Annotated in this window: 15 protein-coding genes; 6 read left to right on the forward strand and 9 right to left on the reverse strand. The window is 37.4% G+C overall.

The window, feature by feature from the left end:
- Positions 1–16 precede the first annotated feature (16 nt).
- The gene (locus NE363_RS04570; RefSeq protein WP_445535922.1) at positions 17–826 is read left to right on the forward strand and encodes an alpha/beta fold hydrolase; all 810 of its coding nucleotides are present in this window, start codon (positions 17–19) and stop codon (positions 824–826) included.
- 63 nt (positions 827–889) lie between these two features.
- Here the strand turns inward: NE363_RS04570 and purN are convergent, their stop codons facing one another.
- Positions 890–1,519: a phosphoribosylglycinamide formyltransferase gene (purN, locus tag NE363_RS04575; protein ID WP_151749559.1), complete on the reverse strand. Its 630-nt coding sequence runs from the start codon at positions 1,517–1,519 to the stop codon at positions 890–892.
- Positions 1,516–2,586, reverse strand: a complete 1,071-nt coding sequence (gene purM, locus NE363_RS04580) for a phosphoribosylformylglycinamidine cyclo-ligase (protein ID WP_000071984.1) — start codon at positions 2,584–2,586, stop codon at positions 1,516–1,518. The genes purN and purM overlap by 4 nt, the downstream gene beginning before the upstream one ends.
- A 135-nt stretch (positions 2,587–2,721) precedes the next feature.
- On the opposite strand from purM, the gene cxpE reads away from it, so the two are divergent.
- The 4 genes from cxpE to NE363_RS04600 all read left to right on the forward strand — a co-directional run bounded on the left by cxpE (position 2,722) and on the right by NE363_RS04600 (position 9,239).
- Complete coding sequence (cxpE, locus tag NE363_RS04585) at positions 2,722–3,915, forward strand: chloramphenicol efflux transporter CxpE (protein WP_004699863.1); 1,194 nt, start codon at positions 2,722–2,724, stop codon at positions 3,913–3,915.
- A gap of 20 nt (positions 3,916–3,935) precedes the next feature.
- Positions 3,936–4,634: a DnaA regulatory inactivator Hda gene (gene hda / locus NE363_RS04590; protein WP_004699865.1), complete on the forward strand. Its 699-nt coding sequence runs from the start codon at positions 3,936–3,938 to the stop codon at positions 4,632–4,634.
- A 306-nt stretch (positions 4,635–4,940) separates the two neighbouring features.
- The gene (gene rbtA, locus NE363_RS04595) at positions 4,941–6,791 is read left to right on the forward strand and encodes a rhombotarget A (RefSeq protein ID WP_445535923.1); all 1,851 of its coding nucleotides are present in this window, start codon (positions 4,941–4,943) and stop codon (positions 6,789–6,791) included.
- Positions 6,792–6,806: 15 nt separating this feature from the next.
- Positions 6,807–9,239: a CSLREA domain-containing protein gene (locus NE363_RS04600; RefSeq protein ID WP_346788894.1), complete on the forward strand. Its 2,433-nt coding sequence runs from the start codon at positions 6,807–6,809 to the stop codon at positions 9,237–9,239.
- Between the two features lie 81 nt (positions 9,240–9,320).
- Here NE363_RS04600 and NE363_RS04605 read toward each other — a convergent pair whose 3' ends face one another.
- The 5 genes from NE363_RS04605 to NE363_RS04625 all read right to left on the reverse strand — a co-directional run bounded on the left by NE363_RS04605 (position 9,321) and on the right by NE363_RS04625 (position 12,590).
- A complete protein-coding gene (locus NE363_RS04605; protein WP_004699871.1) occupies positions 9,321–9,710 on the reverse strand; it encodes a DUF3106 domain-containing protein in 390 nt (129 codons plus the stop codon).
- Positions 9,700–10,020 carry a hypothetical protein gene (locus NE363_RS04610; RefSeq protein WP_019457283.1) on the reverse strand — a complete coding sequence of 107 codons (321 nt, stop codon included), beginning with the start codon at positions 10,018–10,020 and terminating at the stop codon, positions 9,700–9,702. The genes NE363_RS04605 and NE363_RS04610 overlap by 11 nt, the downstream gene beginning before the upstream one ends.
- The gene (locus NE363_RS04615) at positions 10,010–10,624 is read right to left on the reverse strand and encodes an RNA polymerase sigma factor (RefSeq protein WP_019457282.1); all 615 of its coding nucleotides are present in this window, start codon (positions 10,622–10,624) and stop codon (positions 10,010–10,012) included. The genes NE363_RS04610 and NE363_RS04615 overlap by 11 nt, the downstream gene beginning before the upstream one ends.
- A 159-nt stretch (positions 10,625–10,783) precedes the next feature.
- The gene (locus NE363_RS04620; protein WP_151749563.1) at positions 10,784–11,560 is read right to left on the reverse strand and encodes a TrmH family RNA methyltransferase; all 777 of its coding nucleotides are present in this window, start codon (positions 11,558–11,560) and stop codon (positions 10,784–10,786) included.
- A gap of 58 nt (positions 11,561–11,618) precedes the next feature.
- On the reverse strand, positions 11,619–12,590 hold the full coding sequence (locus NE363_RS04625; protein ID WP_004699879.1) for a class 1 fructose-bisphosphatase: 972 nt from the start codon (positions 12,588–12,590) through the stop codon (positions 11,619–11,621).
- A 182-nt stretch (positions 12,591–12,772) separates the two neighbouring features.
- Here NE363_RS04625 and NE363_RS04630 point away from each other — a divergent pair, with 182 nt between their 5' ends.
- Positions 12,773–12,961 (forward strand): NF038105 family protein, encoded by a 189-nt coding sequence (locus NE363_RS04630; protein WP_002052586.1) that lies wholly within the window; start codon positions 12,773–12,775, stop codon positions 12,959–12,961.
- Positions 12,962–13,018: 57 nt separating this feature from the next.
- Here NE363_RS04630 and pal read toward each other — a convergent pair whose 3' ends face one another.
- Together pal and tolB are read right to left on the reverse strand one after the other, a co-directional pair.
- A complete protein-coding gene (gene pal, locus NE363_RS04635; RefSeq protein WP_004699882.1) occupies positions 13,019–13,582 on the reverse strand; it encodes a peptidoglycan-associated lipoprotein Pal in 564 nt (187 codons plus the stop codon).
- 27 nt (positions 13,583–13,609) lie between these two features.
- The gene (gene tolB / locus NE363_RS04640; protein ID WP_191012012.1) at positions 13,610–14,890 is read right to left on the reverse strand and encodes a Tol-Pal system beta propeller repeat protein TolB; all 1,281 of its coding nucleotides are present in this window, start codon (positions 14,888–14,890) and stop codon (positions 13,610–13,612) included.
- Positions 14,891–14,916 lie beyond the last annotated feature (26 nt).

Here is a 14,916-nt window from a genome sequence, read left to right on the forward strand (position 1 = left end):
AAATCAGGATAACGGTATGTCAGTAAAACCGGTTATACACTTTGCGCACGCCAACGGTGTGCCATCTATGGTGTATCAAAAATTGTTTGATCAATTAAAAGATGAGTATGACATCATTTATGTTCCACTCATTGGTCCTGACAAACGTTATCCAATTACCGATCATTGGCCTTTTTTAGTTGATCAGGTGATTGATAGTATTGTACGTCAAGCTAAAGGGAGAAAGGTGATTGGACTTGGGCATTCGCTGGGATCAGTTTTAACCTTAATGGCATCTTTTAAACGCCCTGAGCTTTTTTCACAAGTGATAATGTTAGATCCACCTCTTATTTTGGGTAGATACTCTTTTGCTTTTCATATGGCAAAACTGTTTAAACCCAAGATAGTTGATGACATGACACCTGCAGGTTTATCTGCACGTCGTCGTGAACATTGGGAGTCACGTGAGCAAGCGGCTTCTTTGTTACGTCCAAAAGGTTTTTATAAAGACTTTGATGAAGACTGCTTTCAAGCTTACATTGATTATGCTTTGAAAGAAGATTCGGTACGTGGCGGCGTAACTCTCACTATTTCTCGTGAAGATGAAGTTGCGATTTTCCGTAAAAATCCTTCTTGGTGGTGGCTACCTATGCCAAAACCAAAAATGCCTGTACAATTAGTTGTAGGAAAAGAAAGTGCTTTCTTAAAAAGAGGTTTCCCTCAAATGGCAAAGCGTAAAATGGGAATTCCATTTAGTGTTGTTGAAGGAGGCCATATGTTCCCACTAGAGCATCCGATTGACACAGTAAATTATATTAAGAAGCTTATTCATAGCAATTCACGCTAATAAGATTTCTATAAAAAAGGACATGCATGCATGTCCTTTTTTAATTTTCGTTGAGCAAACCTTTTACCAAGATGCAAAACGAATAGGGTGTTCAAGAATTTGATTACGGAAATAGGCTTGTCCATTTTTCCATGTCAGTTGGCCATTACATAACCATTCTGCAACTTGAGGATAAATAAAGTGCTCAAGTTTATGTACACGTTCTGCCAAAGAGGCAACATTGTCATGTTCTTTGACTTCAATTGCAGATTGAGCAATTGCTTGACCAGCATCAAGTTCAGAAGTTACAAAGTGAACTGTACAACCATGCAATCGATCCCCTGTATTTAATACACGCTGATGTGTATTAACGCCTTTATAAGCAGGTAATAGCGAAGGATGGATATTGAGCATTTTACCTTGCCATTTATCGACAAAGTTTGCAGTTAAAATACGCATGAAGCCAGCTAAAATAACAACGTCAGCTTGCCAAGCCATAAGTTGCTGATGCATCGCTTCATCAAAATCGGCACGACTAGGAAAGTCTTTATGCGAAATTACCGCTGTCGCGATATTGGCATTTTGAGCACGCTCTAGGGCATAAGCATCGGCTTTATTAGACAATACACCTACAATTTGCCCTGATAGACGTGCATCTATCAAGGCTTGTAAGTTACTGCCGTTCCCAGAGACTAGAACAGCAATTTTCATCATTCAAAGATCACACGAATTTTTTCGTCTGCACCTTCCACTGATTCAGCATTTTCTTGGATATGTCCAATTTTCCAAGCTTTTTCACCTTGAGCATTAAGCACTTCAATTGCTTTTTCTGCATCATTTGCGTCAACTGCAATCACCATACCTACACCACAGTTAAAGGTACGGTACATTTCAAAACGTTCTACATTGCCTTCGCGTTGTAGAAGTTTGAATAATTCTGGCCATTCCCAAGAAGCTTCATTAATTACAGCTTGAGCGCCATTTGGTAATACACGTGGTAAGTTACCCGGTAAACCGCCACCAGTGATGTGTGCCATAGCATGTACATCAACTTGTTTACAAAGCTCAAGAACTGGTTTTACATAAATGCGAGTTGGTTCCATTGCTACATCTGCAAGAGGGCGACCATCAATCACTTGAGTTAAGTCTACATTCTTAACATCTAAGATTTTACGTAGTAATGAATAACCATTTGAGTGAGCACCACTTGAGGCAACACCAATAAGTACATCACCTGATTTTACTTTAGAGCCATCAATAATTTTGCTTTGCTCAACAACACCTACGGCAAAACCAGCAAGATCGTAATCTTCGCCTTCATACATACCTGGCATTTCAGCTGTTTCACCACCTACAAGTGCGCAACCTGCAAGTTCACAACCTTTACCGATACCAGTAACTACGTTTGCAGCTACATCTACATTTAAGTGACCAGTAGCATAATAGTCGAGGAAGAATAATGGTTCTGCGCCACAAACTAAAAGATCGTTTACACACATAGCCACAAGATCTTGGCCGATTGTGTCATGACGATTAAGGTTAAGTGCTAAACGTAATTTAGTACCTACACCATCGGTTCCAGAAACCAAAACTGGTTCTTCGTAACCTTTAGGGATTTTGCATAGTGCACCAAAGCCACCAAGTCCGCCCATTACTTCTGGACGAGTTGTACGTTTAGCGACTGACTTGATACGATCGACCAGTGCGTCGCCCGCTTCAATGTCAACACCCGCATCTTTATAGCTTAAGCCGGTATTTGGGGTAGAAGTTGAGTTGCTCATAAATGAAGTCTCCGCATTGGCGGCAGATTATAACCTGAATATACGAAACTCTTATGTTATTTATGCTCGAAAATGCTATCTTTAATAAAAATATTTTTCTATTTATAACGATTAAATCAAAAAAGGCTAGATTTTATGCAAGATCGTATGCTGCGCCGTATTTTCTTACTCGCAGGTATTGTATTGCTGGTATGGGTATTATACTTGCTCAAGCCTGTGGTCATTCCATTTCTTGGTGCTTTTTTCCTGGCTTATTTATTTAGTCCACTGGTCGATGTTCTAGTAAAAATTAAGCTCCCTCGTTGGTTGGCAATTAGCATTGTTTTTATCGGTATTGGTGTAACTTTAACTGTAGCTTTGTGGTATTTAGTTCCACTCATCTGGAAACAGCTTGTTTATGCACGAGATAGTATTCCTGCTGGGATTCATTGGATTAATGCAGAGCTATTACCATGGATTTCTTCAACATTCCATGTCCAGCAAATGGAAATTGACACCGATCAAATGTCGAAAGCGGTCATGGATTATGTCCAGACCAATTATAGTGCTGACAGTATTCAGGCTGTTTTATTAAAGCTTGCACAATCAGGTCTGAATTTTATTCAGATTGGCGGAACAATTGTTTTAATTCCAATTATTGCTTTCTATTTCTTGCTTGATTGGGACCGTATGCTACAAAACTTACGTCGTCTCATTCCGCGTCCGTATGAAGCAACGACTTTGCAAATTGTTCGTGAATGTCATAGCGTTTTAGGAGCATTTGTTAAGGGACAATTCCTCGTAATGCTCTTACTCGGTATCGTCTATGCAGTAGGTCTTCAAGTCATTGGATTAGAGGTAGGGCTTATTATTGGTATGGTGGCAGGCCTTGCCAGTATTATTCCATATCTAGGTTTTGCGGTCGGTATTATTGCGGCTGTTATTGCAAGTTTATTCCAGTTTGGAATGGACTGGATGCATTTATTACTGGTTGGTGTGGTTTTTATGATTGGTCAGGCAGTAGAAGGCTATATTCTGCAACCATTCTTACTCGGTGATAAAATTGGTCTTTCGCCTGTTGCTGTCGTATTTGCCGTTTTGGCAGGTGCACAACTTGCTGGCTTCTTAGGCATGTTGATCGCATTACCTGTAGCTGCAGTGATTGTAGTGCTCTTGAAACATTTAAGAGAAAACTATGAAAAGAGTTCATTATATGCACCATCTTCTACATTAGTGATCCAAGAAGGCAATATTGAGCAAATTCATATAGAAACTGAAGATACTAAACTTGATCTTGAAGTTAAAAAACAGCAAGATACAGATACACCGAATCTTTCAGATCAGAAATAATTTCAAGGCCAATTCATTATATGCGTCAACTCCAACTGGATATAGAACCTCAACTTGATGCTCGAATCAGTGATTTTTCGGGACCGGGTTGGGGGCATGTAGTTGATGCGGTGCGTCAACTACATGCAGGTCTAGTCAATAGATTTTATATCTATGGTGGAGCAGGAACGGGAAAGAGTCATTTGCTATCAGCAATTTGTGATTCTTATTTAGAAGTAGGCAAGTCTGCAATAAAAGTTTCTCTGCTTGAACTGCTTGACGCTCCAATTGAGGCAATTACTTGTTTAGAGCACTATGACCTAGTTGCTTTAGATGATATTGAGTCGATTAGTGGTGTGCCTCACTGGCAAAAAGCGGTTTTTCACTTAATGAATAATCATGAAGGGCAACTCGTGTTTTCTTCGCGTGTTGCGCCGATTGAATTGAAATTAGAGTTACCAGATTTACAATCAAGACTTACGCAAGCAGTGAGTGTAAAAGTGCCAAGCGGAAGCTTATATGCTGATCGCTATGCTTTAGTAACCTCAGTAATGTCTAGACGTGGGATCCATTTCGATCAGCAGATTGTAGATTATTTGCTTTTGCATGGACCTCATCAAGCATCTGTATTATTGCAAACGGTAGCTCAATTAGAGAAACTTCTTAAAGGTGAGAAGACGAAGCTGTCAAATGCAACTTTAAGACAAATCTATGCTTTAATTGATGAGTATCAACAATAAAAAATTTAATTTTTAGCTTAAGCCTGTACTTTACTATAAAAAATATTCATCTATTAACTACTTATAATTTAAATTCTAAAGTGCACTAATAAATTTTTAGATAAGTAAAATCTACATATATTAATAGATGTTTAATTAAGCAAATATTTATAAAGCTGCTTATCTAAAATGACACTATAGACCGATCAAAACATCTTGAGAAATTCTGACTCCTGTGACAAAGTACGCACAAAGGATGCGTTTGCAAAAGTTAAAACTTTGCAATATTGACAAAGAAAAATGAAAAAAATAGGTAAGGAGAAGGGTATGCTCAAACGGAGCATTGCTTTTGCATTATTGGCTGCTGCTGGGCACGCTTATTCTGCTGATATTCAAGTCACAAGCTTAGTTGATGAAGATAAAGATGATACGGTATGTACGCTACGAGAAGCTGTACAGTTTCTAAATTATCGTGGTTCATCTAATGCAGCCGATGTAGAAAAATATGCAAATGGTTACCATGGCTGTGGAAATAAAGATGCCTCATCAAATATTATTTTACAGCGTGATAAAGAATATGCATTAAATACCCGAATAACGATTACAGCTCCTCTTACAATTAGTACAGCAAAAAATGATTCTACTTTAGTAGATGATCAACCAGGTTCGCATAACGCGACAATAAAAATGGTGGGTACAGATCAGCTATTTAAGATTGATGATGAGAATGTTGAAAAAGCATCTTTTTCTGTTTCTTTAAGCGATCTTAATTTACAAGGTGCAGGTCCTAACACGACAGCATTAGAAGGCGGGTTGATTTATAACCATGAACAATTAATTATTCGAAATTCACGTTTGATAAATGGTTATGCAACACGAGGTGGTGCAATTTATAACGCAGGTAATTTATCTAATACGACAAATACTGCTGGTGCAGTTACGCTTATCAATAATTTAATTCAGAATAATAAAGCAGCTCAAGGTGGCGTTCTATATAGTGAAATGCCGCTCTATTTTATTACTCAATCTGTAATACGTGATAATGAAGTTACAACGGCAGATAATGCTTTACTTTATACACAAACTAAATTTGCCGATGAAAGTACGGGAGGATATTTAACTTCCAGAGCAATTGGTATAAGTAATAGTACAATTTTTCATAATAAAGGTGGTTTTATTGCGAACATCCGAGACGGAATGTTTGTTAATAACATTACAATGATTAAAAATGATAAAGGGCTATTTCTTGATGCTCCACAAAGTAATGCCTCGGTTTCAAATAGTATATTAGTAGGAAATACTGTTAATTGTCAGGTAAGTACGACTGACAAGGCCGTCATACAAAGTAATTTAGTTACAGCAGAATGTAATCGTAATGCTACTGCAAAGCTCCCTAATATTCTTTATCCCGCGAGTGAGAAGCTGATTGCGGGTGATAGTGATGAAGGTGTATGTGATGTAACCTCTCCGACTGGATTATTATGCCCTTACAATACGCCAAAAGATAGTTTTCTCGGTTTCTTTAGACCACGTTTACTTGAAAGTTATCAAAGTTTATCTGATTCATTAATCATAAATAAAGGACGTCTTTATAGTGATGGTTCTTCAATTGGTTTAGCAAGCTGTGAAAGATATGATCAACGTGGTAAAAATCGTAGTGGTTACGATGAACTTTGTGATTTAGGTGCAATTGAATATATTTTAGATAACCAAATTGCTCCAGTTGGCCAAGATATTAAATATGGTCAAGTTGCAAAATTTAGTATTTTAGGCTCTTTGAGTGAAGCAGATTTGGTCACTCCTGCTACATGTAAACGTTTATTTGGTGAACGTCCTGATGGTAAAGAATGGCAACCTGGATGTCTTAAAGTTATACAAAGTACTGATACACCAATTTCTAAAGGTACTGTTACTTTAGATCAGAATGGAAATGTTGTTTACACACCAAATGGAAATTGGCATGGTGCAGACATTTTTAAAATTCAAGTTGTTACGAGTGTATCAAGATTTAATGATGGTTCAGATTTCCAATATATTACTATTCCTGCAACTGTAGTCCAAGAACCTGTATCTGGCATCGAAGATAAGTCTGTGAGCACAGGTGGAGGGGGAAGTGTGGGTAGTGGATTAATTTTAGGGTTATTTGGATTAATTGCATTACGCCGTTTCAAGTCATAATCAGGGATGAGGACTATGAAGAATTATAAAAAAGCACTAGGTGTGATTGCTGTTATCGCAGCAATGCCTTTAATGGCTCAAACCACAATAAAAGTTACAACATTTGATGATGAAGATAATGAGAACATGAATGCATGTTCTTTACGTGAAGCTATTACAGCAGCAGAAATGCGAAAATCTTATGGAGGATGTGAAGTTCCCGCAATCGATAAGAATTATACAATTCAACTCGAAGCTGGTACTTATACTTTAAATAAAGAGTTAACGCCTAAAGTTGCTTTAAATATCATTGGTAAAGAGGCAACAGATTGGGAGCGGAAAGGGGTCTTAACTAATGACTATCCAGCTCAAAAACCGCTTCAAACCCATATAAATGCTGGTGGAAAATCACGTATCTTTAATACCGCTGTTTCCCAACAACCTTTAGCGTTGACTAATATCATTTTAGAAAATGGCAAAAGTCTTGAACAAGGTGGTGCAATTTATGCTGGTGCGGATATAACTCTAAAAAATAGCCAGATTCTAAATTCGCAAGCTCCTAAAGGTGGAGCAATTTATCTTGGAGGAAGTAATTCTAGTTTAACGATGAATCATTCCTTGATCCAAGGCAATGGTAAGTCTTCTATTGAAGGTAGTATTCTTGCAATGAGTTGTATGTTTAATAACACATACAGCGCACGTACTTTATCGCTTGACTCAAATAGCTTTATAGATAATGGGGCAACAGATTCTATAAGTACTTTTGACTTTTGTGGTAGCCCTACAGCGACTTTTACCAATAATACAATTGCGAAAAATCTAGCCAGTCTTACTAAGGGTAGTATTCTTAAATTTACTGGAGACGCTGATCCATCACAGAATCAAACTAGTAATTTAAGCTCATCTAGTAGTTTAGCATTGCAAAACAATACAATAGTTGAGAATTCTGCAAATACAACTTTCTTATATGATAAATTAGGAAAAAAAGACTTAAATTTTAATATATTAGCATTTAACACTGGTGCTTACGCATGTCGATACTTATTAGGAGCGGCGGCAACTGAAAAAAATACTGGATTAAATTTGAAATTTAATGCATTAAACTTAACAGGTGATAGTCCAAAATGTGATGTACCTACAGAATTAATTCCTACAGGAAATACAAATATTGATATAAAAAATGAAGTCTTTAGTACTTTATTAGAGCCTTTAAAAGATGCAAATGAGAATACTGGTTTTTTACCAATTTATTATCCTAAAAATAATTTCTCAGCAACAGATTTAATTGATGTAGATACTGAAAATAAGGCTACATGTCAAACTCAAGACCAACGTGGATTATCCAGATTAGTAAGTAATACGTACTATTATCAAAATCTAGGAAATATTAAAAATAGTTGTGACATTGGTTCAATTGAATTAATGAAGCTTACAGCAGGTGACTTGGAAGGTTTAGGCAATATCTCATTTACGACTTTATTAGATACTTTTCAGAAAAGTTACGATTTGTATGATAGTTTGCTAAAAGATCCAACTACACCATCAAATTTTGTTGTTTATTATAAAGTTCGTTTAGCTGAATTTAAGGATTTACTTGATAAATTTAAGAATGATACTGCTCATGTAAATACAAAATATCGAGCTATCTATATAGATTTAAAAAACTATGGTTTTCCACTGCCAAGTGAAGATGTGAGTCATGTATTAAAGTTTTTTAATACGACTGATTATAGTGTTAAAGCAGAACCATTAGGTGTTGGGCAGAAAGTAGAAGATTTAACATCTGATACTGAGACTAAGAAAAATCAACGGTGTGAGTGGAATCCGACAGTACAGCAAATCCTCTTTTATCGTGTTGATGATGGTGTTACTTCAAATACAACATATGAATTTTGTAAATATACAATTACTACTAAAACTGGGGAGGAACTGAGTAGTGGGTTAATTAAAGCGAAATTTTCAAATATTGCCCCTGTTTCAGGAGATGGTACGATAAGCTTTAAATACTTAGCTAACGAAATTATTCCACTAAACTTACTAAAATATGCAAATGATGATGGTGATGGACCTGTTAGTACTCTTCAAACGAAACCAAATAAGCCTCAATTCTGGGTAAATGAGAAGGAAGTTGAGTTACCAATTTACTTACCGAGTAAAACATCAAAAGATGGAATTTTTACGGTAGTGAAAGCTGATCGGGAGGGTCCATGTCCAGGTATGGATAGTAAAAATATGTGTTATGGAGGCAATATTTATATTCAAGCAAAAAATGTATTTAATACTTTCAATGATACATTGACTTACTATGTTTATGATGCAGATGGAACTATTTCAGCTAAAGCAGGAACGATTAATTTAGTAAGTACGGCAACTACAACTGATGATTCAAGAAGTGGTGGGGGAGGTATAGGCATTCTCTCTATTGCATCACTGTTAGGTTTGATTGCTTATAGACGTTATCGTAAATAAGAAAAAATAAAAAAGCCTCCATAGGAGGCTTTTTTATTGCTAGTCGGATTTCAAAACAAGCATTTTTATTAGAAATTTAGGTTAGTGTTCTAAATATTTATTGATATATTCTTCGCGTATAGCTGTTCTTTCATCTGCACTTGCTTTGAGCATACGCTGACGTAAATCATTACGCTCTTGTGTACTCATTTTTTGCCAAGCTTCACGCATTTTCTGCTTTTCTGCATCTGGGAGTTGGTTGAACCAATCCATGCGTTGTTGCAGATTAGCGCTTTGGTTCGCTGGTAATTCTTTTAAGCTTTGATAGCGCTTAATTACAGCTCGTTGTTCTTCTTCAGACATAGCATTCCAAGTATCATCTACTTGTGTATTGGCATCTTTAGAAAAAATCCAGAAACGTTCAAAACCCGCAAAACTTGTTTGCAGGAAACTTAATGAACAAAGGATAAGTGCTAACTTTTTAGCTACCATGTTGAACTTTATCCTCACCCAACACCATCAGCATTTCTAAATCTTCAACCATCTGTGGCGATAATTTAGGATTTACAATAACTTGATTTTGTGGCTTTTCGATCAACTCCGCTGAATTTGGTAAAATGACAAAACCAGTAATTGCTGCGGCAAGTGCGAAACCCGTCATTTTCCAGACACTATAGTAAGATGCTGGCTTCTGTTGGATATGGTCAAGCACATGATTCATTACCACTGTTTTATTTTTATGGTGATCAGCCAAACTATCGAGTTTAGACGTCACCTTTTTAGTGAAATCATCATGATTCATTAGAACCTCCCATGGGATTTAAATGTGCTAAGTACTCTCTAAGTCCCTGAATTGCTCGATGATAATGGGTTTTGACACTACCTTCAGTACAGTTCATGATTTGTGCTGTAGTATGAGTGTCAAACCCTTCCCAAGCACGTAACATGAAAGCCTGCTGTTGACGAACAGGTAGTTTTGCAATCGCTTCTCGTATCTCTTCTATCGTTACTGCTTGATCTAGAAAATCTGCTGGATTGATTGCTTTTTCATCGACAACATCAATGATTTCTTCATCATCATTGTCTAGACTAACTTTTTTGAAGAATGAAAATGGATTCGCCCGACGTGCTTCTTTACGACGCCAATCCTGAAGCTTGTTATTTAGAATAGTATAAAACAGCGGATACCATTCTTCAGTACTTCGATCGGCGTAAGACTTGTGTAAAGCAATAAATGCTTCTTGAACCAAGTCCATCGCAATGCCTTGTTGACCTTGGGTAGCACTCTCCATCATCACCAAAGCACGACCAGTAACATCTTGCATAAAAACCTTTAGGCGTTGCTCAGCCGTGCTGGCATGAACACTAGATGCTTCCGATCGAGACTTTTTCGGTGCTAAATCCATGGAGATGGAAAATCCTGTCATTGGACGTACCCACCTTATCTTCAATATATCTCTTATATAACGTTGAAAAGAGGTGGGAGGTTGACAACAATCGGCTATTTTTTAGTAGTGTAAATGATTTTTTTCACAAATATGAGTGATGTAAAATAAATTAACGTTTTATTGGCGTTGGCGAACCATTTCAAAAAAACAAATAGATCCTGCAATTGCTACATTTAATGACTCTTGACCACCGGGCTGCGGTATTGTCACCGACTGCGCATGCTCTAAAGCATAATCACTTGCGCCTTGTCCTTCATTGCCTAAAATCCAAACGCATGGCTTTGAAAGATCTTTTGAATAAAGACTGGTTGAGCGATGAGAACTTGTAACGAAAACAGGAATATCGAATTTAGGAAGAATATCGGTCAATTGAAAGTTTTCAAAGCAATGTAAGCTAAAATGAGCTCCCATACCTGCTCTTAAAACGCGAGGAGACCAGAGGGAGGCAGAGCCTTGGGTACAAATGATTTGTTTAATATTTGCTGCTGCTGCTGAACGTAATAATGTACCTACGTTGCCTGGGTCTTGTACATTTTCGAGAATTAGAGTGTCTAAACTATAATCAATCGTTGATGCTGTTTTAGGTAAATCAATAATAGCCAAACAAGGAAGAGTATTACCTAAGGTACTTAAGTCTTTGTATAGAACTTCACTAATAATAAAAACATGACCCTGATGAAGTTCGATAATTTTCTTTAAATCGTCATGTTCCAATGCCTGTTCAGTGGTAAACAACGAAAAGAGCTTTTTCTGTTGTTGTAACCAAGCTAGGCAAAGGTGAGTACCTTCAAGAACTGTTTGCTGATGCTTTTTTCGGGCGCTATTGAGTTCAATTAAACCACGCAAATGTTTAATTTTTGCATTGTCTTTTGATTCTAAAAAAATAACCGCCATAAGGATATATCCAAAAGGGCGTCATCATACTATATGACGCCCTCTATAATTTAAATTATTAATGATAGCTTGTTACACGTTCCACTTCATTTTTAGAACCAATAATTACTGGAACACGTTGGTGAAGCTCTGTAGGTTCAATATCTAAAATACGAACACGGCCAGTAGTTGATGAACCACCTGCTTGTTCAATAAGCATACTCATTGGGTTAGCTTCATACATTAAACGTAAACGACCAGCTTTCTTAGGATCTTTTAAGTCATATGGATAAAGGAAAATACCGCCACGGCATAAAATACGATGAATATCGCCTACCATACACGCTACCCAACGCATATTGAAATCTTTTTCACGTACAGATGTTTTACCTGCAAGTAACTCTTCAATATATTGCTTTACTGGTTGTTCCCAATGACGCTGATTAGATGCGTTAATTGCAAACTCTTGAGTGTCTGCTGATACTTGAACATTCTCTGTAGTAAGTAAGAATGTTTGAGTTTCTGGGTCTAAAGTAAAGAAAGCTACACCGTTTCCAACGGTTAAAGCCATCATTGTTGATGGGCCATATAACACATAACCAGCAGCAACCTGTTGAGTTCCTGCTTGCATGAAATCTTGTGACTGTGTCACTGCATTTTTTGCAGGAAGAATCGAGAAGATTGTTCCTACGCACATGTTGATATCAATATTACTTGAGCCATCTAATGGGTCGAATAAAACTAAGTATTCGCCGTTTTCTTGCGCAGGTGTAAATTCATCAAGCTCTTCAGATGCAAGACCACCAACATGAGGGTGAACTTTTAAAGCATCAATTAAATAGTCATTAGAAATCACATCAAGTTTTTTCTGTGTTTCACCTTGAACATTTTCATTACCAGCACTACCTAAAATTCCAGCCAATGCACCTTTTTGTAGGGCTTGGTCAATGGTTTTACAAGTCGTAGCAATAGTGTCGATGACTTGGGCCAACTCAGGTGTTAGGTTCCCTTTTTGTTGTTGTAAAAATTGGGACAATGTGAGGTTGGACATAAAAAAACGCTCCTGTGCGCAAGCATCAAAATGAGTCAAATAAATACGTGGCATATTCTAGATGAGAATGCCGGAAAATAAAAATTATCTTACTTTATTTGTGTTGCATTTATGCTTACAAGCTCCATTTTACATGGTATGTTGTTTGCATAGCAAAGGAATGTATATTTAGGAGAATCGAAATGACAACTAAGAAGTTTGATGCGACCCCAACGGCAGGTGAACCAATCAATTTAGAAGAAATTTCGAAAGAAAGTGTTCAGGAAGCTTGGAAAGACTATGAAGCTAAACCTGAATATAAAGCTTTTAATAAGCATGATTTGATTGAGTCGATGCAACATTCAGAAGAAGAGGAAAATAAATCTTCTTAAATTAAGAAAGCAAAAATAAACGCCCATAGATGGGCGTTTATTTTTTAAAGGGATATTTTATTTTAATAGAGGAGGAACTGCCTCATAGTTAATTTCAACACGGCGATTTTCTTTCCAAGCTGATTCGTCATGGCCTGGGTTAACAGGAGCTTCTTTACCATAACTTACAGCTTCAAGTTGCTGTGGATTTACACCATTTGTAATGAGGTAACTTTGAACAGCTTTTGCACGACGCTCACCTAAAGCCATGTTGTATTCACGTGTACCACGTTCATCTGTATGACCTGTCAATGCAACTTTTGAGTTTGCATTTGCCATAAGGAACTGAGCATGGGCTTGAAGTGTTTGATAATCTTCAGCAGATAAATCACTACTGTCGTAATCGAAGTGAACAACACGTTTAGCTAAAGCAGCTTTATTTGCTTCAGTTACACCTTTTGATGAAGCACCTGCCAAATTTTGGGCATTTAATGCAGCATCTTCACTTAAACCTGTCGTGTTTACGGTGCTTGGGTTTGTAGTACCAGCATTTGCAGTCGTTGCTGGTTTACGGCTCGCACAACCTGTCATGACAAGCGCTACACTAAGTAGAGGAAAAGCCAAATATTTGATTGATTTCATCATCATCTCCATCAATGGAAGAAAAAGTTATTTAGGTGCCCAGGCTGGTTCACGTACCTCACCTTGTTCACTTGGTAAATTCATACGGAAACGACCATCAGTGGACATGACAGACAGTAAACCACGGTTCCCTTCACGAGTTGCGTAAACCACCATTTGTCCATTTGGTGAGAAACTTGGTGATTCATCTAAACTCGTAGGGGTAAGAATATTAACAATCCCTGTATTAATATCTTGGATAGCAACCTTATAGTTGCTACCACTTGGTCGATGCACCAGTGCAATTTTTTTACCATCTGCACTTAGAGTGCCACGTGCATTAAATGACCCTTTAAATGTTAAACGTTTTACTGAGCCATCTCCAAAATCATAGCGATAAATTTGAGGAGAGCCTCCACGGTCAGATGTAAAAATAAAAGCTTTTCCATCTGGGGTGTAACGAGCTTCTGTATCAATTGCCGTGTCATTTGTCATACGTTTGATTTGGCGAGTTGATAAATCCATTTGATAAATTTCAGGGTTACCATTCATTGACCCTGTAAATAGCATTGATTTACCATCTGGTGAAAAGCTCGGCGCACCATTCAAACCTTTAAAGCTGGTAAGTACTTCACGTGTTCCAGTAGAAAGGTCTTGTAAGTAAATTGCTGGACGTTTAGTTTCAAAGGAAACATAAGCAATTTTTTTGGCATCAGGAGTCCATGCCGGAGATAGAATCGGATCGCGTGAAGAGAGAACAGTTTTTGGTTGTTCACCATCTGTATCCGCAATTTGTAAAGTGTAACGTTCAGCAGGAGTAGCTGGATTACGTAATACATAAGCGATACGACCACTAAAGTCGCCTGCAATACCAGTCAAAGCTTGATAAATAGCATCACTAACCATATGCCCAGCTTGGCGGATGCGCGAAGCAGGTACATTTAACAACTCATTTAGAAGATATTGCTGTTTTTGTACATCATAAAGTTGGTAATGGACCTCAAACCCATCAGCTGTTTGCTTAATTTGCCCTGTAACAACGTATGGAATACCTGCAGCTTGCCAATCAGATGCTTGAATCTGGTTAATAGCAGCATTTGCAGGTAAGTTTTTCGATGAACTTGTGAAACGTCCTGAACGGTTTAAGTCAGTTTCAACAATTGGATAAAGTCCATTGTCATTATTAAAAGGAACAATAGCGATTTTAGGTGCCTGATCAGGTGCTTTTGCAATTTCTAAATGTAGTTGAGCAAAGGCAGCTGTCGGTGCAAAAGGACTTAATGCTGTAAGCAGCGTTAAGGCTAAAAGGTGTTTGCGGCTCGTTTTCATAGGTTTAAAGTCATTGAAGGCATTTT

It is taken from the genome of Acinetobacter sp. G18 (assembly GCF_052660225.1).